The 24,375-nt window shown below is 39.9% G+C and carries 2 protein-coding genes; both read left to right on the forward strand.

Going from position 1 to position 24,375, the window contains the following annotated elements; genetic code table 11:
- The first annotated feature begins 3 nt into the window (after positions 1-3).
- Positions 4-7,716, forward strand: a complete 7,713-nt coding sequence (locus MH117_RS25780) for a non-ribosomal peptide synthetase (protein WP_239333900.1) — start codon at positions 4-6, stop codon at positions 7,714-7,716.
- Positions 7,713-24,308 carry a non-ribosomal peptide synthase/polyketide synthase gene (locus MH117_RS25785; RefSeq protein WP_239333902.1) on the forward strand — a complete coding sequence of 5,532 codons (16,596 nt, stop codon included), beginning with the start codon at positions 7,713-7,715 and terminating at the stop codon, positions 24,306-24,308. Before MH117_RS25780 ends, MH117_RS25785 begins: the two co-directional genes overlap by 4 nt.
- The last annotated feature ends 67 nt before the right edge of the window (positions 24,309-24,375 follow it).

Here is a 24,375-nt window from a genome sequence, read left to right on the forward strand (position 1 = left end):
GAAATGAGCGCTATCGTAGATATTTATGCCTTATCCCCTCTTCAAGAAGGAATTCTGTTTCACACTCTTTATGATAGTCAAGATGAGTATTCTTCTGCTTATATCAACCAATTAAGTTTACTTTTGCTAGGGCCATTGGATGTGGGGATTTTTGCCGAGTCATGGAACCATCTAGTTCAGAAACATGATATCTTTCGGACTGTATTTGTATGGGAAAATATCGAACAACCTGTACAAGCAGTTTATGAAAATACCCAATTTACACTAAAGAATGAAGACTGGACGCATTTATCTCAAGATGAACAAGTGGAAGAACTGAAAAAGCTAATGGAGGTAGATCGTTTCGTAGGCTTCCAATTGGATGAAGCTCCTCTAATGAGAGTTACCATCATTAATGAAGCCGAAGACAAATTCAGATTGGTTGTCACGTATCATCACTTATTGTTAGATGGTTGGAGCTCTTCTTTGATTTTGTATGAATTATTGAACACATACAAAAATATTAAAAGCGGTAAGCTGTTGTCTCTTGTAAGACCCCCTTCTTATGAGAAGTATATCCGCTGGATTAAAGAACAGGATCATAGCCAAGCGGAAAAGTTTTGGCGAGAAGAATTAAAAGGTTTTTCAGCTCCTACACCACTAGGAATTTCTAATAGGTTTGCTATAAAGGAAATAGGTTTTGCTGAAAGTGTAACCTTACTGACAAGAGAACAAACGCAAGCATTAGAAAAATGGGCAAAAATGAATCAGCTGACTTTGAATACTCTGTTTCAAGGTGCATGGTCATATTTACTATCTCGTTACAGCGGTGATAACGACGTGGTGTATGGGGTAACGAGTTCTGGACGCCCTGCAAATTTGAATGGTGTAGAAAAGATGATCGGTTTGTTTATTAATACGTTGCCTACACGTGTATCTATACCAGATCACATAACTATTCTTGAATGGCTGCAGGGGATACAGAATAAAGAATTGATTAGAAGAGAGTATGAATATACATCTTTAACGAATATTCAAGGTTGGAGTGAAGTTCCGCGCGGAACACCCATGTTTCATACTTTATATGTTTATGAAAATTATCCTATGACGTCATTTAATGACAACCTAGGTTTCGAAATTGTTGATATGAAGAGAGAAGAACAAACTAACTATCCATTAAGTCTAGTAGTTGTTCCTGGTGAAAGAATATCCATTCAACTGATGTACGATAAAGGGAAAATAGATTCAGACTCCATATTACGTATTCAGGGGCACCTTAAACAAGTTTTAAGTGAGTTGATAATGGATAAGGATCGAACTTTATCAGAAATTGTTTATTTAACACCAGAAGAAAAAATGCAACTGTTTGAAGAATGGAATAGTGTATCAAAACCATATTTAAGCAACGATATGATTCATAGACAGTTTGAAAAACAGGCAGCAGCTCGTCCTGATGCAGTGGCCGTTGTATTTGAAAAACAAGAACTTACCTATGCAAAGTTAAATAATTTTGCAAATCAGTTGGCTCATTATTTGAGAAAACGTGGAGTAGGACCGGAGACATTGGTTGGAATCTGCATGGAAAGATCTGTAGACATGGTTATAGGTATCTTAGGAATATTAAAAGCTGGTGGCGCGTATGTGCCACTAGACCCTACAAATCCACAGCAACGGTTGCAATATATCATAAAGGATTCCGAGATCAAATTAATATTATCGCAGTTGGATTCACATAGTTGGTTGTCAGATGGTGTTGATATTATAAGTATGAATAATTTCAGGGAGCTTATTAGTCATGAAAGTATTGAAGCTCCAACTAGTGAAGTTAAGCCTGATCAACTAGCTTATATTATATATACTTCAGGTTCTACTGGTAATCCGAAAGGGGTTATGGTGGAACACCGTAATGTTGTTCGGTTATTTCATGCTACGGAAAAGTGGTTCCATTTTAATGAAGATGATGTATGGACACTATTCCATTCGTACGCCTTTGATTTTTCGGTATGGGAGATTTTTGGGGCTCTTCTATATGGGGGGCGTCTAGTTGTGGTGCCTTACTTGACGAGTCGTTCACCAGAAGAATTTTATCAACTTCTGCTGCAGGAAAAAGTAACTGTTCTAAATCAAACACCGTCAGCATTTAAGCAATTGACTCAAGTTTACGAGGCTTACAACAATAATTCAGTTCATATGTCGTTACGTTATGTTATTTTTGGTGGCGAAGCATTAGAGGCTTCCAGTTTGTTACCTTGGTTTAAGAAACACAACGAGGGTTCTATTCAATTTGTGAACATGTACGGTATTACAGAAACAACTGTCCACGTAACCTATTATCCAGTAACCAAATATGACGTTGAGCATGGGCTAAACAATGTTATTGGTCGACCCATACCTGATCTGCAGCTATATGTGTTGGATTCGGACTTAAAGCCTGTAGCAGTAGGGATAGCGGGTGAATTATATGTTGGTGGAGCCGGGGTAGCAAGAGGGTACCTTAACCGAACAGATCTAACATCGGAACGATTTATTGACCATCAAATAGAGGGAAAGTATGGTGGAAGGCTTTACAGAACGGGAGATATTGTGAAGTATACCTGTAACGGTGATCTTGAATATATAGGCCGAGCAGATACACAAGTAAAGATCAGGGGATTTCGTATAGAGTTAGGTGAAATAGAGGCTGCTTTAATCCAACATCCTGAAGTTAAACAGGCTATTGTGCTGGTACGTGAGGATCAGATTGGAGATAAGTATTTAGTGGCTTACGTTTGTGGTAGTGGTGATCCATTATCTTGGAAGGAGCATATTAAGGCTTTACTACCAAGTTACATGGTCCCCGCATACTTAGTAAAGTTAGAGGGGATGGTGCCGCTTACATCAAATGGAAAGGTTGATACTGCAGCTTTGTTCGCTTTACAATGGCAAGTCAATGACAACCAGGTTACAGCTCCTAGGGGTCATTCGGAACAATTAGTTGCTTCAATCTGGAGCCAAGTACTCGGAATTGAGGATATTGGTTGTTATGATTCATTCTTTGAATTGGGTGGGCACTCACTACTAGCAACACAGGTGGTTTCTCGTTTACGTGAATCTTTTGATGTTAATTTGCAACTGAGGGAGTTATTTGAGCACTCCACTGTAGAAAGACTTGCAAACAGGATTACAGAGCTGCGAAAGGGAGAAGGGAATCGGAAACTTCCAATTCTGCAGTCCCGTGTAAACGAGGGAGGTTATCCACTTTCATATGCACAACAACGGTTATGGTTCCTTGAGCAGTTTGAGCCAAACAGTGCTTTATATAACATACCAAGTTCATGGCATTTGACAGGCAAATGGGATATAGAAGCGATACAACATAGTATTCATACACTGATTAAGAGGCATGAAGTACTTCGAACTATCGTTAAAGAGACAGACGGAACGCCTTTGCAGTTCATACAAGCTCACGTACCAACCACTTGGGACATTAAGGAACTCCAACACCTTTCAAAAGAAGCAAGAGAGTTAGAACTCAAGCGGTTAACATATGAGGAGGCAAACACTCCATTTAATCTGGAAGCAGGTCCGTTATTTCGTATGAAGTGGATCCAAATGGATAAAGAAGAGTGGATCTTCCTATGTACGATGCATCATATTATTTCAGATGGTTGGTCAATGAATATCTTCATCAAGGAATTGACAGCCATTTACGATGAGAATGTGCATGGGATACCATCGTTACTTTCAGCACCAACTGTTAAGTATGCTGATTTTGCAACATGGCAACAGGAATGGTTAAAGGATGAGATTCTTGAAGATCAATTGCTATTCTGGAAAGAACAGCTAGCAGGGGAACTGCCAGTGCTACAATTACCAACTGATTACGTTCGTCCTAGCCAGCAATCATATAAAGGCGCGGTTCACCATTTTTTGCTTCCAAAATCACTTGTAAGTCAGTTGAAATCGGTAGGACGCGAACAGAATTGCACATTGTTTATGACATTGTTGGCTGCTTATCAAGCATTCTTATCTCGGTATACAGGGCAAATGGATATTATAGTAGGTAGTCCAATTGCGAATCGTAACCATAGAGAGATTGAAGAAGTTATGGGTCTATTTGTAAACACTCTTGTATACCGAGCAGACTTATCTAATGCCCCCACCTTCAAAGCATTACTAGCAAATATTCAGAAAATGGCACTTCAAGTGCATGATCATCAAGATGTTCCATTTGAAAAAATAGTAGAAGCATTACAACCTGAACGAAGTATGAGCCACTCTCCAATCTTCCAAACTATGTTTAACTGGCAAACAGACTTTCCTGTGTTACTAGAGTTTACAGATCGACAAATGGAATGGATGGCTACTTCATTAGCCTCTGCCAAATTTGATCTGACAGTAACAATGGGAGAAACAGAGCAAGGGCTCTATACTGCTTTTGAATACAATACAGATATATTTGAATTGAGCACAATAAAACGAATGTCAGAGCATTTTGGATATTGGTTACAACAGGTAGCCACTAATCCAGAATTGCCACTAAGAAGTCTAGAACTCATGAGTTCAGACGCTATGAAACAAATGCTGGAAGACTGGAATAACAATGTAATTGAATATCCAAAGGAACTACTACTCCATGAATTAATTGATGCACAAGCGATTAGTCAGCCAGATGGGGTAGCTTTAGTATTTGGGGATATGCAGTTAACGTATAAAGTACTTCAAGAACGTTCAAACAACTTAGCACATTATTTGAAAAAAAAGGGTGTTGGTCCTGAATTCCTAGTAGGGATATGCATGGAACGATCATTAGAAATGGTTGTTGGACTTCTAGGAGTCCTAAAAGCAGGCGGTGCATATGTGCCTCTTGATCCAACCTATCCGATACATCGACTACAATACATGGTTCAAGATGCAGGAATAAAGATTGTTATAGCCCCTGATCACTTAACTGCGTGGTTACCAGAAGGCACTGAGATTGTTTCCTTGAATAGAGAAGAGTACTGTTCAAACTCGATGACTACTGTACCTGAAAGTAAGCCTGCTTTATCCAATGCAGCTTATGTTATTTATACTTCGGGTTCGACAGGTAATCCCAAAGGTGTTGTGGTTGAACATGGGAATTTGCTGAATTTTATGTTTACTATGAAGCGGCGTCTTACTTTTAATAATAAAGATACTTGGTTGGCTTGTACCTCTATTTCGTTTGATATTTCAATCTTGGAGCTTTTCTACCCGCTTGTTGCTGGTGGAACAGTAGTAATAGCTAGTCAGGAAGAAATTTCGGATGGTCACAAACTTGTTGAGTTAATTGAGGATTCCAGTGCAACTTATATGCAAGCAACACCGATGATGTGGCATTTGTTGCTTGATAGTGGGTATGTACCTTCCACTAGTTTAACGGTATTAGTAGGTGGAGAAGCTTTATCGGAAGTACTGGCAGAAGCGTTGACCCAAGGTGGGGGACAAGTATTTAATATGTTTGGTCCGACTGAAAGTACAATATGGTCAACCATGTGGAAAGTGGATCCAGGACAAGCAATTTCTATTGGCCGACCAATATGTAATACGGATGTTTATGTGTTAGATGCTAATCTACAACCTATGCCAATTGGTACGGTGGGAGAGCTCTATATTGGTGGTGCTGGTGTTGCTAGGGGCTATCTGAATCATCCTCAGTTAACTGCTGATCGATTTATTGGACACCCTTTTAGCAGCCAAAATGGTGCTCGCTTATATAGAACAGGGGACTTGGTAAAATATTTGGATAATGGAAATCTAGAGTATATAGGACGAATGGATCATCAAGTCAAAGTTAAAGGATTCCGTATTGAGTTAGGCGAGATTGAAGCATTATTAAGTAAGCATCCTTCGGTGAAACAAGTGGTCGTTATCGTTCGTGATAATGAAAATGGAGGGAAATGGATTGTAGCATATGTTGTTGGAGATGGAGATGCGAAAATATGGAGGAGATATGTAAAGGAGCATCTGCCTTACTACATGGTTCCATCTCATTTTGTCAATATGGAAACACTTCCGGTGACACCGAATGGAAAAATTAATCGTAATGCACTGCCTGCAGTTGACTTTCAGCGCACGGAGGAAGGTTATATAGCCCCATCCAATGCTAAGGAGAGAGTATTAACTGACATATGGGAGCAAGTTCTAGGCATCAGCAACATTAGCATTGACGATAATTTCTTTGAACACGGCGGTGATTCCATTATAAGTACTAAAGTTATATCGCTTGCTAATAAAGCGGGTTTGCAGCTTAGTTTAAAACAATTGTTTGAGCACCAGACAATTGCTGAGCTGGCTCTTGTGGCAAAACAATCCGAACCAGCCCCATTAATGCAAGGGGAAGTAACAGGGGAAATTCCATTGACACTGTTCCAATACCGGTTCTTTAAGCACGATTATTCTCATCTTCATAGATATTATCAATCTGTAATGTTGTTACCGTGTGAACGACTAGATGTTAATCATCTGCGTAAGGCATTCCAACATATAGTTGATCATCATGATGCCCTGCGGCTTCGTTATGAGATGCTGTCTGCTGACAAATGGATCCAAATTCATAATGGCACTGGACAAGAGGTTCCACTAGAGATTATTAAGCTTGATGGAACGGAAAAAAAAGGGTGGGACCAAGAGATTAAACAAAAAATTCAGGAACAAGAAGAATGTATGGACCTTCAAACAGGACCCCTGCTGAGAGCTATTTATTTTGATGAAGGGGAGGCTTCATCTGGACGGTTATTTATCATGATTCATCAGTTGGTAGTAGATGAGGTCTCATGGCGTATATTTATTGAGGATTTACAGACAGCCTACAGCCAGTTGAACAATGGAGAACGCATAAAATTACCTGTGAAAAGCACTTCATTTAAAGAGTGGGCTGAAAGTGTAACTGACTTAGTCCAAGCAAGTAACATAGATGATGTAGAAATAAAAGCGGAACAGGTAATAGTGTCTGCTGTGGATGAAGACCAAACAAATAAAAACGATAATCAAATTACTGTACTGTTGAGTGAAGTTGAAACAAAAACGTTACTGCAGGACGCTTTAGCCATGTATAAGGCAAATATGAGTGAGTTACTGCTTGCATCAATGGTGAGCGCATTATATGAGTATACGAAAAAATCCTCAATGATCATTCATTTACAAGATCATGAGCGTATGAACACGATAACGGGGGTGGATATTACCAGAACGATCGGCTGTTTTGCACGCTCATATCCTGTTCAACTGAACTTATTGAATGCTTCTACACCGGTGGAAGTACTAAAGTGTGTAAAGGAATCAATCCGTCGTCTTCCCAACGGTGGCACTGACACACATGCTACGCACTATAGAAGACATGATATAGCAGTAATGTTACTACAAGAGCATGAGCCTTTAATAAGTTTGAATTATTTTGGGCAGTTTGACAAACTGATCGCTTCTAATTCCTTATTTATGGAACAATTTGATTTCGATGTTGTTAGTCATAATCCTGAATCATCAAATTCAATTGATGTTAATGGACTGGTAATAGATAATAAACTGCTAATCACATGGAAATGCGGCAATCATCAATGGAGTCCTGCAATTATAGAAGCGGTTGCCAAGAAGATGTTGGAGCACCTTAAATTGTTTGGTGCTTGTTCATTTATGGAAGCTGCCTATACAGTATCAGATTTTGCGGATGCGGACCTTTCCGAGAAGTCTTTGAACAAATTTTTGAACAAACTGTCAAAGAAAAGAGGAAGAAAATGAGTGAGATTATAGATATATATGGCTTGTCACCCATTCAAAAGGGAATGCTTTTCCATACGCTTTATGATCAACATGAACAACATTCATCTTCTTACATCACTCAATTAAGCTTCCAAATTAAAGGGTGTCTTGATTTTGATTCATTTGAGCAGGCTTGGAAACTGATGATCGAAAGACATGATATATTTCGAACTACATTTGAATGGGGAGAATCAGAGGAACCTTTCCAAGTTGTGTTTCATGATGCAAGTTTTTCATTGAAGTTAAAAGATTGGTCTACCTTATCTAAGGTAGACTTAAATCAAAAAACAAGACAATATATGGAGTCCGACCGGGCTGAGGGGTTTCAGTTGGATGAGGCACCCTTAATGCGCGTTACGATAATTACTGAGGGTGAGCTGTCTTACAGAGTGATTTGGACTTATCATCATCTTTTATTAGATGGCTGGAGTATACCTTTAGTACTGAGTGAGGTGGTTCGTTATTATGATAGTGTGAGCGGAGGCACTGCACTCAGCTTGCCAACTCTTCCTAGCTATAAGAATTATATTAAATGGCTTAAACAGCAGGATAGCCATCAAGCGGAGAAATTTTGGCGTAACGAATTAAATGGATTTAAGACACCAACGTCATTACAGATGATTCAGACAAACACAGATAAGATCTATGGCTATGACGAGCTGACATATTATTTGACTCTAAAACAGACAAAAGAGCTGACAGAATGGGCCAGGACAAATCAGGTTACTTTAAATACAGTCATCCAAGGTGCCTGGGCATTTCTATTAAGCCGATATAGTGGTGAGAAAGATGTAGTATATGGTGTAACCAGCTCAGGTAGGACATCAGAGTTACCTAATATAGATAAAATGGTAGGGTTATTTATTAGTACACTACCCGCACGTATTCAAGCACCAAATCAAGCAAAAATAAGAGATTGGATGCGTAGTCTCCAATTAAAAGATATGTATCGTAGACAATACGAGTACACTTCGCTGATAGATATCCAAGGGTGGAGTGAGATAGAAAGAGGAACTCCCTTGTTCCAATCTTTATTTGTATTTGAGAATTATCCGATTGAGATTGGAGAATTATCTACTACATTTCAAATTCATGATTTTCAAGGACGTGAACAAACTAACTATCCATTCAGTTTAATTGTAACTCCTGGAGATCAAATATCGCTAAAGTTTATGTTTGATAGGAGTAAATTTGACCAAGATACTGTAAATCGTATCTATGGCCACCTAAATCAAGTTTTAACTGAGATAGTTACTAATAATAAGGAGACGCTTGGGGATATTTCTTATCTAACTCCGACGGAACAGAAACAGGTAATTGAATATTGGAATGACACAACTTCAGAATATCCTCGTCAAAGTGTAGTACATGCACTATTTGAACAACAAGTTCTACAACAACCACAGGCAATTGCGGCAATTTTTGAGGACATGGAAGGGCTTGCATATAATGAGCTAAACGAACAAGCAAACCGCTTGGCACACTTTTTGATAAAAAAAGGTGTAGGACCGGAGTCCTTGGTGGGGATATGTATGGAACGTTCGTTGGACATGATTGTTTGCCTATTAGGTATTTTGAAGGCTGGAGGGGCCTATGTACCTTTAGATCCAACATATCCTGAACAACGTCTACGTTATATTGTAGATGATGCCACTATTAGTATCGTAATCACACAAGAGAAGTTATGTGAAGTTCTACCAAAATGTGCGGATTTGATATGTATAGATAACATTCGAGATCAATTATTAAAGGAAAGTGCACACAATCCTCCTATTCAAGTGAGTGCGGATAATTTAGCTTACGTTATATATACCTCGGGAACAACAGGGAATCCTAAGGGAGCAATGGTTACTCATCGAGGCTTGGTGAACTATGTTTGGTGGGCTAATAAAATATATTTAGGAGAAAAGAAGCTCCATTTTCCGTTGTATACCTCATTGGCTTTTGATCTGACGGTTACGTCGATATATGTACCTTTAATCTCAGGAAATCAAATTATTATATATGAGGAAGGGGATCCCCTATTAAAGCTGTATGACATTATTGAGGATCAGCGCATAGGAATTATCAAGTTAACTCCTGCACACATGAAGGCATTAGAGGGCGTGCCTAGATCCTCAAGTGTTACTAAGTTACAAAAGCTAATCGTTGGGGGAGAGAAGCTAACGACAGAATCTGCTCATAAAATTTATGATCAATTTAATCAAACTGTGAAGATTTATAACGAGTATGGTCCTACGGAGACGACTGTAGGCTGTATGACTTATATATTTGATAATCAGGCAACTTTAATGGAAAGTGTGCCTATTGGGGTTCCTGCTGACAATGTAATCATTTATGTATTAGATGATTCATTAAAGCCGGTTACGTATGGGGTATATGGTGAGATGTATATTGCTGGCGATGGATTAGCAAGAGGGTATCTCAACCGTCCGGAATTAACAGAGGAAAAGTTCATCACTAACCCTTTTGTAGACGGCCAAAAAATGTACAAGACAGGGGATATTGCTCGTCGGCTTCAAGATGGTAACTTAGAGTATGTGGATAGAATAGATAATCAAGTCAAGATTAGAGGGTATAGGATTGAGTTAGGAGAGATCGAGGCGGTATTGAGCCAACACCCTACTGTGAAGCAAGTAGTGGTGCTTGCACGCGAAGATGAGCCAGGAAATAAGCGCTTGGTAGCCTATATCGTAGCTAACAATGCTGGAGAACATTATGAAGAGTGGATACGATTTGCGAAATCAAAGTTACCAAGTTACATGCTCCCTACTAATTTCATAACACTTGAATCATTTCCACTTACTCTTAATGGAAAGATCAATACAAAAGCCTTGCCGGTACCTCATATGCAGTTGGCCCAAAACTGTTATGTAGCCCCTCGAAATTCATTGGAGGAATTAGTCGCGTCTATTTGGGGGGAAATTTTAGGTGAGGAAAAAGTCAGTATATATGATTCGTTTTTTGATTTAGGTGGGCATTCTCTTTTAGCAACGCAAGTTGTTTCTCGAATCCGAGAAGCATTTGAAATTGACCTGCCACTACGCGAGTTATTTGAACATACTACGGTTGAAGCATTGACAGAACGGATTATTCAACTGCGTAGAGTAGCAAGAACAGAGCCTTTAATTAATTTCCAGACAGTAGGGAGGGACAAGGTAATCCCTCTGTCTTATGCGCAGCAACGTTTATGGTTTCTCGATCGTTTGGATCCGAACAGTGCACAATATAATATTTCGAATGTATGGCGCTTTAAAGGAGCTTGGGAAGTCGAAGTGCTGAAGAATAAATTAAACGGCATGTTTGAGCGCCATGAAATACTACGGACTGTTATTAAAGAACAAGATGGTATTCCTACACAGTCCATCCAGAATTATCAGGCACAGACATGGGATGTTATTGACCTATCTAAGATATCTTCTGAGGAACAAGAGGCTGAGATCAAGCGTTTGATGGGAATAGAAGCGCTAAAACCATTTGATTTGATCAAAGGGCCACTTATTAGAATTCAGTGGATACAAGTGGCATCGGATGATTGGGTATTTCTATCTTCGCTGCATCATTTGATTTCAGATGGATGGTCTATGAATATTTTTATGAAAGAGTGGCTCTCTTTATATGAAGCAGAGGTTACTGGGAAGGGAGTCCAAGCTTCTTCGTGTCCACTCCAATTCGCAGATTTCACAGTATGGCAAAGGGAATGGCTTACTGAAAAGGAATTAGAGCATCAACTGCAGTATTGGAGACAGCTATTGTCTGGTGACATACCAGTCCTGCAGTTACCAATAGACAGTCTGCGTCCTAGTGTTCAAGCTGGTCGTGGTGCTACACACCGAACTGTTATTTCGCAAGATCTTTATTTACGATTAAAAGCATTAAGTCGACAGGAAAATGCAACGCTTTTTATGACTCTATTAGCTGCCTATCAAGGCTTTTTGTCACGTTATACAGGGCAAAAAGACATTTTGGTAGGAAGTCCGATTTCCAATAGACATCATAAGGGTACAGAAGGTATCATTGGATTTTTTGTAAATACTCTGGTATATCGAGCTAATCTTTCCTATGACCCTACTTTTCAAGATTTGTTAGGACAGATGCGTCAACAAGCACTACTGGCCCACGATTACCAAGATGTTCCGTTTGAGAAAATTGTAGAGGCGATACAGCCTGAGCGTAGTTTGAGTCATTCCCCTATATTCCAAACCGTGTTTAATTGGGTCACGGATGTAAGAGAAAGATATGAGTGGGATAAAAGGACTCTTGAGTTGATTGACGAGCCGTCATCCGTATCTAAATTTGATTTAACTATGACGATAGCTGAACTCAGTGATGGTCTGAGTGTTATGTTTGAATATAATACGGACTTATTTTATGATGCGACGATTGTTCGTATGGGAGATCACTTTGTTAACTGGCTTAATGAAGTGACTATGAAGTTTGAAGAACCACTCAGCAAGTTAGAATTGATGTCTAAACCTGAACTGAAGCTTGTATTAGAAGAATGGAACAGTACGTCTGTGAACTATCCACAAGGGGTAGTTACAGACCTGATTGGAAAGCAGGCCAATTTCCGTCCCGATGATATCGCAGTGGTATTTGAATCAGAGTACCTTACCTATAAGGAGCTAGACGAACGCTCTAATCAACTTGCACACTATTTGTTGAATCGGGGTCTCGTATCAGAACAAGTGGTTGGAGTTTGCTTAGAACGCTCTTTAGACATGATTGTTGGAATAGTGGCAGTGCTAAAGGCTGGTGGTGCTTACGTGCCTATGGATCCAGCATATCCTCCATTGCGTCTGCAATACATGCTTCAGGATGCAAAGATAAAATGGGTGCTCACACAGGATCATCTGAATGAATGGATACCTGCAGAAACGGATTGCATCTGTCTCAATCTTGAAAAACAAAGGATTGCAGAAGAAAGTGTGTTCATACCTGACAGCAAAATTACATGTAATAGTTTGGCGTATGTTATTTATACTTCAGGTTCCACAGGAAATCCTAAGGGAGTTTTGATTGAGCATAAAGGCTTATTTAATCTTGTATTGGCGCAAATAGACTTATTCCAAATAACATCGGAAAGTAAAGTGATTCAATTTGCCTCATTCTCTTTTGATGCTGCTGTATCTGAAATCTTTACTAGTTTAGCGGCAGGAGCGACTTTATATATCGCCAGTCAAGAAGATGTGATGCCAACTCAGCCACTTACAAATTTTTTGAGGAACAACAAGATTACTCATGCGACTCTTCCGCCTACTGTTTTGGGGATGCTTAATGATAAAGGACTCACTGATCTTTTAGTTGTTGTCTCAGCAGGTTCAACTTGCACAGAGGAATTAGCAACACGATGGTCTAAAGATCATATTTTTATCAATGCCTATGGCCCAACAGAGGTTACAATTTGCGCAACTGGAGGTATTTATTGTGGGCATAATCAGCCTCCAATTGGCCGACCGATAGCAAATATGACAACTTATGTACTTGACGATAATCTTCAACCATTGCCGATTGGAGTAGCGGGTGAATTATATGTTGGTGGGGCGGGTGTTGCTCGAGGATATCTTGGACAAGCTGCATTAACCGCTGAAAAATTTATATTGAATCCATATGATAGCAGTCTGACACCTTCCCGACTTTATAAAACAGGTGATCTAGTTAAACTACTGCCGACTGGTGAATTAGTGTATCTTGGTCGGATAGACAATCAAGTAAAACTGCGTGGTTATCGAATCGAATTGGGAGAGATCGAAGAAGTTCTAAGCAAACATCCTACGGTTACAGACGTGGCTGTTGTAGTTCGCGAGAATGGATCAGATGAAGTGCAACTGATTGCTTATATTGTTGGTTCAGGTGAGGGGCATGTATCAGAATGGAGAGAATACGTAAAGTTGCAACTGCCTAGTTACATGGTACCCGCATTTTTTGTGAAAATGGATGCCCTTCCACTAAACTCAAATGGGAAGATTAATAAAGAAGAATTGCCTGATCCTGCCCACGAGGTTATGTATGAGCATTCTACTGCTCCCCGCACTCCTGTGGAACAATTAATAGCTTCTATTTGGACTCAAGTGATGGGAATTGATCGTGTAGGAATTTTCGAATCGTTCTTCGATTTAGGCGGTCACTCGTTGCTGGCAACCCAAGTTGCCTCAAGACTACGAGAAACATTTGATATTGAGGTTCCGTTACGTGAGTTGTTCGAGCATTCGACAATAGTGGAGTTGGCTAAAGTTATAGAAGAATTGCGTTCAGGTGGGACTTCTTCACCATCTGTAGAATTAGTACCTGTTGATCTGGAAGGTCCACTTCCTCTTTCTTATGCGCAACAACGTCTATGGTTCCTTAATCAACTTGAACCGGATAGTTCATCCTATAATATTGCAAGCGCATGGCGCTTAACAGGGACATGGAATATTGAAGCTTTGCATCAAGGGCTGAATGAGGTTATTAATCGTCATGAGTCACTTCGTACCAATATTAAAGCATATGATGGTACGCCTGTTCAGCAGATTAACACTTTCCAACTGGAAGCATGCAGGGTATTGGATTTAACGTCTTTACCCGTAGATCGAAGAGGAGCTGAAATAAATCGCTTGGTTCAAATAGAAGCTGAAGCACCTTTTAATTTGAAACAAGATTCATTAATTCGTACGCAATACATTCAAGTTGGAGTGGAAGAGTGGATACTCCTGTGTACAATGCACCATATCATTTCTGATGGTTGGTCAATGGATATTCTGCTTAGAGAGTGGCTGTCATTCTATGAAGCATCATTAAAAGGAGGATCGGTTTTACTTTCGCCTCTACCTGTTCAATATTCGGATTTTGCAGTATGGCAGCGTAAATGGCTTAAAGAAGAGGCCATGGAAAGGCAGTTGAAATATTGGGTAGAACTATTGTCAGGTGATCTATCGGTACTGCAGATGCCTACAGATCGTCCACGCCCGACTGTACAAACACATAGGGGTGCAAATTATCGTCTGGAACTCCCGTCTGGTTTGATGGATAAGTTGCAAACGTTATGCGAGCAAGAGAATGTAACTATGTTTATGTTGTTGTTGGCTGCTTATCAAGGTTTCCTTTCTAGATATACGTCGCAAGAAGATATTCTGGTAGGATGTCCGATTGCTAATAGGAATCATAAGGATATTGAAGGATTAATCGGTTTTTTTGTAAATACACTGGTATATCGATCCAATGTGACTAGCGACTTATCTTTTAAACAATTACTATCGCAAGTCCGACGCCAAGCGCTCGAAGCGTATGAACATCAGGACGTCCCATTTGAAAAGATTGTAGAGGCAATTCAGCCTGACCGTAGCATGAGTCATTCTCCAATTTTTCAAACCATGTTTAGCTGGCAGACAGAATCTAGAATGATGCCACAATTTTCAGATAGAGCAATTGAGATCTACGGAAGCGAAGTGTCTACTACAAAATTTGACCTTACGCTTACGATGGGAGTGCATGAAAATGGACTTGAGGCCATTTTTGAGTATGATACTGATTTGTTTGACGCATCCAGTATCGTTCGATTAGCTGGTCATTTTCAAAATTGGCTACAAGAAATTTGTACTCGTTCTTCTGAACGAATCTCAGATTTGGAAATAATGTCTGCAGCCGAAGTTGAGTTGATTACACAAGGATGGAATCAAACATCTGTGGCGTACAAGCAAGACAAATTGGTTCAGGACTATATTGAGGAGCATGCCACATATCATCCGGAAGCTCTTGCGCTTATATATGAAGGCAAAACGCTCACTTACAAAGCCTTAAATGAGCAGTCTAACCAACTTGCGAATTATCTAAGGAAAAATGGGATCCAAAAAGAAGAATTGGTTGGTATTTGTGTAGGGCGTTCATTGGAGATGATAGTAAGTATATTAGCTGTATTAAAAGCTGGTGGGGCTTATGTTCCGTTAGATCCAACATATCCTGTTCAACGGTTGCAGCACATCGTGCAAAATGCCGACATCGGATTAATAATAAATGGTGGACAACGTCAAGAATGGATTCCTACTGCAACGAAAGTAATCAATCTTGATCAAGATTTAGAAAGAGTAGCAAATGAAAATAAGGATACACCAATCTCTTATTCAACATCTAGTTCCCTAGCGTACGTAATATATACGTCTGGCTCTACAGGGAAACCTAAGGGAGTAATGCTAGAACAGCATGGGTTGTGTAATTTAGTTTTAAGTGAAAAAGAAATATTTAATTTAAAGTTGGGCAGTAGAGTAGTTCAATTTGCTTCATTTTCTTTCGATACATCTGTTTCTGAAATTTTTTCAACTCTTGTATCTGGTGCTACCTTATTTTTAGGGAGCAAACAAGATCTGATGCCAGTTGAACCCTTAACACAATTTTTAAAAGAAAATCATATCAGTCATGCAACTTTACCGCCTGCTGTCCTTAGTATGTTAGATGAAAGTGATTTTCCAGAATTACAAGTTATCATATCTGCTGGTTCTGCATGTGCAGAGGAAACTGCTAGAAAATGGTCTGAGGGTCGAGTGTTCATTAATGCTTACGGGCCAACAGAAATCACAGTCTGTGCAACTGCAGGTATTTATGGAGGGATGGGTACTCCTAATATCGGTCGTCCGTATCCTAATAAAAAAGCCTATGTTCTGGATCGAATTGGACAGCCGGTTCCTATCGGTGTTGCTGGGGAACTTTATATTGGTGGGGTAGGATTGGCAAGAGGCTACCTTAACGCTCCTGAACTAACCAATGAACGCTTTCTCCCAAATCCATTTGGCAATGTCATTGGTGAACGTATGTATAGGACAGGTGACTTAGTTAAATATCTGCCTGATGGTAAATTGGAGTATATCGGAAGAATAGATAATCAAGTGAAAATCAGGGGTTTTAGGATTGAACTTGGAGAAATTGAGGCAGTCCTTAATGAATGTGCTTCAATTAAACAAGCAGTTGTTGTGGCCCGTGAAGACCAGCCTGGGAACAAGCAACTAATTGCTTATGTCGTTGGAAGCGGAGACTCGAGCATTTGGAGGGGGCATGTCAAAGGCCAACTGCCTAGCTATATGATTCCCGCCTATTTTGTCAGATTGGATGCCATTCCATTAACACACAATGGCAAAGTGGATACGAAGGCTTTGCCAGTTCCGAATATGGTGCTAAGCGAATATCCGTATACAGCCCCAAGGACAAAAGAAGAACTGTTACTTGCTTCTGTATGGGCCCAAGTGCTTGAAATTGAACGGGTTGGTGTTTCTGATTCATTCTTTGAATTGGGTGGGCATTCACTTTTGGCAACAAAAGCTGTTTCACGGATGCGAGATGCTTTTGGCATTGAGATCCTATTAAGAGAGTTATTTGAACATCCCACCTTGGAAGAGATGGCTAAGCGGATCAATGAGCTGGAGCAGCAAGGTCTTAAAATTAACGAAAGCAAATTAATGCCAGTATCGCGAGAAGAACGGCTGCCTCTGTCCTATGCGCAACAGCGATTGTGGTTTATTGATCGCTTAGAGCCGAATAGCGCCACATATAACATTCCGAATGCGTGGCGTCTACAAGGTGAGTGGAATATTCAATTGCTGCAGACTGGACTAGAAGAATTGATAGAACGCCACGAGGTTCTTAGGACTGTTATTAACGAACAGGAAGGAATTCCGATTCAAGTAATACGTGAGCATAAACCACAAAAGTGGGATACTTTAGACATTTCTTATCTTCCTGTTGAGAGAAGAGAAGTGGAAATGAAGCGATTGATGGCTGAACAGTTTGAAAAGCCATTTGATTTAGAAAAAGGCCCGTTATTAAGAGCTCAGTGGATTCAAGTTGGCTCAGAGGAATGGATATTATTGTGTGTTTTACATCATATTATATCTGATGGTTGGTCAATGGGGATTTTAATAAAAGAATGGTTAGATATATATGAAAGATTGGAGGCAGGATTGCTACCAAATCTTTCACCTTTACCAGTTCAATATGCAGACTTTACGAAATGGCAGCAGGAACGGTTAAAAGAAGAAGAGATAGGTAAGCAACTGGAATATTGGAAAACTAGACTTGCTGGTAATTTGCCAGTACTCCAGTTACCATCAGATCGTCCTCGACCAGGTATCCAAACTTATCGAGGGGCAATACATCGCCGGATGTTACCTAAGCCATTGCTAGAGCGGCTGAAAGCTTTTGGTCAACAGAGAAATGTAACGATGTTTATGTTGTTGTTAGCAGCGTATCAAGGATTCTTATCTCGTTATTCAGGTCAAAAGGATATATTAGTCGGCAGTCCAATTTCAAATCGTAACCAGACTGAAATTGAAGGTGTCATCGGATTTTTCTCAAACACCATTGTATATCGTAGTGATCTAACGGATGATCCGACTTTTGAGGAACTGCTGCTTCAAGTACGTCAGCAAGCATTGTACGCACATGATAATCAGGATGTTCCTTTTGAAAAAGTCGTGGAAGCGATTCAGCCAGAGCGTAGTATGAGTCACTCTCCTATTTTCCAGACATTGTTTAATTGGGTTATGGATCCACAGGAGCTTCCAGATTGGTCTGATCGGAAGATAGAAGTATTGGATAGTTTTATATCTATCTCCAAATTTGATTTATCAGTTGTGCTCGGGGAGACAAAAGAAGGGCTCGAAGTATTATTTGAATACAATACGGATATGTTCAATACGAGTACCATTGAACGAATGGGGGATCATTTTGGACATTGGCTGAATGAAGTTTGCTCCCATGCAGGATTACGATTAAGTTCCCATTCACTGATATCAGAAGAGGAGCGTAAACTTGTACTTGAAGAGTTTAATCATACGGAAATTGATCATCCAAGTGATTATTTGATAACAGACTTGATTGATATGCAATCCATAAAATGTCCGGAAACAGTGGCAGTCATCTTCGAAGCAACAGAGCTAACTTATCATGAGTTAGATCAAAGAGCGAATCAGTTGGCAAATTTCTTAAAAAAACATAGTGTTGGGCCAGAATTTCTGGTCGGTATTTGTATGGAGCGTTCAGTAGATATGGTAATTGGAGTGCTAGCAATCTTAAAAGCGGGTGGGGCTTATGTTCCTTTGGATCCTACCTATCCACAGAAACGACTACAGATGGTAATCGAAGATGCTGGTATTAAAACAATAATAACGCAAGTAGACTTGCTGCAATTTTTGCCTGAGGAGTTGGATTTTATTTGCTTCGATAGGGATGGCGATGCAATAGCTCAGCAGAGCACAGATTCACCATCAAGCAAAGCTACTCCAGAAAATTTGGCATATGTCATTTATACGTCTGGATCTACTGGAAGGCCCAAAGGAGTTTCGATGCATCACCGACCTCTCGTTAACTTGTTGTTGTGGCAGATGAGAACAATGGAGAGATCTAGGGGAGTAAGAACACTTCAATTTACTTCATTAAACTTTGATGTATCATTTCAAGAGATTTTTTCAACTTGGGCTTCAGGAGGGACATTAATACTTGTATCCGAAGATACAAGGCGAGATCCTGCTCGTATGTTGCCATACATCATTGACCATCGTGTGGAAAGGTTGTTTTTACCCTTTGTTGCGCTGGACCAATTTGCACAAGAAGTATGCAAGTCAACCTTAAATAGTTCTAATCTTAAAGAAGTCATTACCGCAGGAGAACAGTTGCGTATAACTGCATCAATATTAGGTCTAATGAAAAAGTATCCGGATATGAAGCTGCATAATCATTATGGGCCGTCTGAGACCCATGTCGTAACTTCTTACACGTTGTCAGGCGATCAGAGTTTATGGCCTACACTGCCTCCAATAGGACGTCCTATTGATAACGTTCAGTTGTATATATTGGATGAAAATTATCATCCTGTTCCAATAGGAGTGGCTGGGGAACTATTTGTTGCGGGAAGAGCTGTGGCAAGAGGGTATTATCAGCAGGAGGACTTAACCAAAGAACGATTCATAAAAAATCCGTTTGTCGATGAATTCTCTTCTATATTATACAGAACAGGAGATTTAGTCAGACGTTTGACGGATGGTAATATTGAATACCTCGGCCGGATTGATAACCAGGTTAAGATTAGAGGCTTTAGGATTGAACTCGGTGAAATAGAAGCGGTTTTAAGTGACAATCCAGGTGTGAAGCAAGTTGCCATTGTAGCAAGGGAGCATAGGTCAGGGTCTAAACAATTGGTGGCTTATGTAGTTGGCGAGGGGACTGAGGGAATCTGGAAAGACTATATAAAAGAACGATTGCCAGATTATATGGTTCCTTCACAGATAGTGAAACTAGATAGTATGCCCCTTACACCTAATGGGAAGATCGATAAGCAGTTATTGCTGACTATGCAGTTGGTTAATAGTGGTCAGAGCAGTTTCGTTCACCCTCGCAACGCTGCGGAAGAGTTGGTTGCTACAGTATGGGGCCAAATACTGGGTATTGAAAATATCGGGATTCATGACTCCTTTTTCGAACTAGGGGGCCATTCTTTGTTGGCAACGCAGGTTGCTTCTCGTCTACGAGAGTTGTTTGATATTGAGCTGCCACTGCGAGAATTGTTTGAATATATAACGGTGGAATCATTGACTGATCGCATTGCACATCTTCGAAAAAAAGAAAGACAATTGTTGTTGCCAGCTTTGAAGGCTGAAGTGCGCACGGAGTTATTACCATTGTCTTATGCACAGCAACGTATGTGGTTTATGGATAAATTGGAACCGAATGGAACGGTTTACCATATCCCTTGTGCATGGAGATTAAACGGAGTGTGGCAGATTGAAGCATTACAGCAAGCGTTTAATGGAATCATTGAACGCCATGAATCCCTAAGGACTGTTTTCCAAGAAGTTGATGGAACTACGGTGCAACTCATTAAAACATACATGCCACAAAAATGGCGTGTAAATGATTTGACATCTATTTCTTCATTAGATGAGCGAGAGCTGGTAATGAAGCAACTACTTCAAAGTCAACTGGAAGCGCCCTTTGATTTGGAAAACGGGCCGCTTATCCGAGTCGAATGGATCCAAATGGATAAAGAAGAATTAGTAGTCCTTTGCTTGATGCATCACATTATTAGTGATGGATGGTCTCTGGATATACTTGTGCACGAGTGGTTAACGTTATATGAGGCGATAACGAAAAATGAGCCTCCAGCATTGCAGGCGCCGCTAGTTCAATATGCAGACTTTTCTATTTGGCAGAGAAGATGGATGACAGACGAATTGATGGATAGGCAATTAGAGTTTTGGCGCAATCAACTAGCCGGTGAACTTCCAATATTGCAATTACCAACAGATCGACCTCGTCCAAGTGTTCAATCTTATCGCGGAGCAACGTATCAAGTATTTATGCCTGATGCTTTGCTTGAGAAGATCAAAGGGTTAAGTCGTCAAGAAAATACAACTTTATTTATGACGTTATTGGCTGGCTATCAAGGGTTTCTCTCACGTTATACAGGTCAATTGGATATTTTGGTAGGAAGTCCAATCGCGAATCGCAATTATAAAGAGATTGAGAATTTAATAGGTTTTTTTGTAAACACACTTGTCTATCGGGCTGACATGTCACAGAACCCCACTTTTAAGCAATTATTAGCACAAGTTCGTAAACAAGCATTAGCAGTACATGAATATCAAGATGTACCTTTTGAAAAAATTGTAGAGGCGGTTCAACCGCAGAGAAATCTCAGTCACTCCCCGATATTCCAAACTATGTTTAACTGGAGGGCAAAGGGTACCCAGATAACAGATCTGAATGAGAAAAAAGTGGAGTGGTTGCAGAGCTCGATGACCTCTGCCAAGTTTGACCTAACGCTTGGTATGAGCGAAGTTGATGAAGGTTTAAATGTAGCCTTTGAGTATAATACAGACTTATTCGACGCGAGTACCATAGAAAGATTGACAGGTCATTTTGAACATTGGCTACACCAAGTTATTGATTATCCAGATCAACCGATTTCAGGCCTGGATATGATGTGTGAAGAAGAGAAACATACTGTCCTCAAATTATGGAACGATACGGGAATGGAGTATTCTAGGGACAAGTTACTTCACGAATGGATTGAGCAACAGGCAAATGAAGATCCTGAAGCGGTAGCTGTACGTTTTGAAGATACACTTCTTACGTATCAAGAGTTAAATTCGCAGGCTAACCAATTGGCTCATTATTTGCGGAAGCGTGGAGTCGGCCCGGATTGTTTAGTCGGTATTTGTGTCGAACGTTCCTTGAAGATGGTAGTTGGTCTCTTAGGCATTATGAAAGCAGGTGGGGCATATGTTCCGCTTGATCCGTCATATCCGAAGCACCGAATAGAGTATATGCTGCAAGATGCAGAAATTAATATCATTATTGCTGAGGGAAGCGTACTGACATTGTTACCTGAAGGCATGGATGTGATTTCACTAGATCAGGATTTCGAACAGATATCACTTGAAAGCAACATATCACCAGAACAAAGTGTTAGCTTGGATAACCTAGCTTATGTTATATACACCTCGGGTTCTACTGGCAATCCAAAAGGGGTAATGCTGCAACATGGTAGCTTGCTGAACTTCATGTATGCTATGAAAATTAAATTTGATCTCACATCTGGAGATAACTGGCTTGCCTTAACATCCATTTCGTTTGATATTTCAATTTTGGAATTATTTTTCCCTCTTATTTCAGGTGCTACAGTCGTAGTGGTAAGTAAAGATCAAGTATTAGACGGGAAAGAATTAATTACAATGATTGAACGGCAACATATATCTTACGTGCAAGCAACACCGATGGTATGGAGACTATTGCTAAATAGCGGATACCAACCGTCAGAAAGTATGACATTGCTAGTGGGGGGGGAGATGCTGCCTGCTGCATTGGCCGAAGACTTGGTCAAGGGCGGTAGCAAGGTGTATAACATGTTTGGTCCTACTGAGAGCACGATCTGGTCCACGATGTGGAGAGTTAATCTGGACGGTCCAGTTACAATTGGCCGACCAATTAGCAATACTGAAATATTTATATTAGACCGTAATTTGCAGCCTGTACCTAGTGGTATAGTAGGTGAGCTATATATTGGCGGGGCGGGACTAGCAAAAGGTTATTTGAACCGTCCAGATGCGACTGGAGAACGATTTATTAAGAACCCGTTCAATCGTAGTCTCTATGATCGTATTTATCGCACAGGAGATTTAGTGAAATATAGGTCTGATGGAAGTATAGAATATATCGGGCGAACGGATAGTCAACTAAAAATCAGAGGTTTTCGAATAGAGCTAGGTGAAATTGAGGCTGTCCTAAACCTTCATCCCGATATTTCGCAAGCTGTCGTACTAGCCGAGGAGACTGAGGAAGGGGATAAGCAGTTAATCGCATATGTGACTGGAAGTGGAGATGTAAAGTCATGGAGGAAATATCTGGTCGAACGTTTGCCGAGTCATATGGTTCCTGGTCTCTTTGTAAGTGTGAGTGTTATGCCATTGACACCAAACAATAAGATCGACCGAAATGCTTTGAGTCATTATAAATCAGAAGTAAATGCAACAAGCAACAAATCAATTAATCCTCGAGATAGTATAGAGTATCAACTGGTTCAGATGTGGAAAGAACTGCTGCCTCATGAGAATATCACAATTAAAAATGATTTTTTTGAGTTGGGTGGCCATTCCTTGATGGCAATTAAGTTATTATCTAAAATTCATAATCATTGGGGCGCATCTTTACAGGTGTTAACTTTCTTCCAAAATTCAACAATCGAAAAATTGGCGAGGCTAATCCGTCAGGAAAGATTTGAAGACTGCAACACATCTGAAATTATGATTAATATGTCAACAACAACACAACAACCATTTTTCTGTATCCATCCAGCTGGGGGAAATATTTATTGTTATAACCAGCTAGCTAAGTTGTTGAAAGGCAAGTGTTCGTTTTATGGTATACAATCCCCATTCTTAGAGAATGAGGGTGTAGACTTAGGCTTGGAAGAAATAGTGGATTTTTATTTAGATGAAATTAAAAAGGTGCAGCCTAATGGTCCTTACATGCTTGGGGGCTGGTCATTAGGTGGAGCTATTGCATATGACCTCGCTTGTAAGTTAGAGCAAAGAGGAGAGTCTGTGAGTCTTCTTGTGCTTATGGATACGATGCTGGCTAAAGGGAACCGGTATGAATTCTCAGAGGAAGCAGCTATTTTGGAACTCGAAGAATTGATGTCTGATCAACCCTCGCCGATAGTGGATGTTTTTGAAGAACGGACTATTCAAAATAGATATCAGAACATTCTAGATCAGGCTAAAAGAAGTGAAATGCTGCCGGAAGACTCTGAAATAAGTAGCATTGAACGAATCATTGATACTTATAGGTATAACATGCAGCTTTTATGTAGTTATGAAGCAGTAAAATATAACAGTAAAGTTGTGTATTTCAAAGCACAAGAAGGGGAAGATCTGCTACACGATTGGAATGAAGTGTTGACAGGAAGTATGGAAACTTATTATGTAGAAGGTAAACATGCAGATATGATGAATTCGCCTGCAGTAGATAGGATAGCAGAAAAATTAGCCGATGAAATTGATTATATCAATAATAAATCGGTTAGGCCTACATTCTCTACAAGCAAGTAATTAATGATAAATATCAGTATGTTGATTATAATAATCGACATACTGATATTATTTTTATTTTATCCAA

The sequence above is a fragment of the Paenibacillus sp. ACRRX genome, assembly GCF_022346885.1.
In the GTDB taxonomy this organism is placed as follows: Bacteria; Bacillota; Bacilli; order Paenibacillales; family Paenibacillaceae; genus Paenibacillus_B.

Excerpts from the sequence above, each read along its gene's own strand:
- MH117_RS25780 (WP_239333900.1), top strand. The coding sequence starts at position 4 with ATGAGCGCTATCGTAGATATTTATGCCTTATCCCCTCTTCAAGAAGGA.
- MH117_RS25785 (WP_239333902.1), top strand. The coding sequence starts at position 7,713 with ATGAGTGAGATTATAGATATATATGGCTTGTCACCCATTCAAAAGGGA.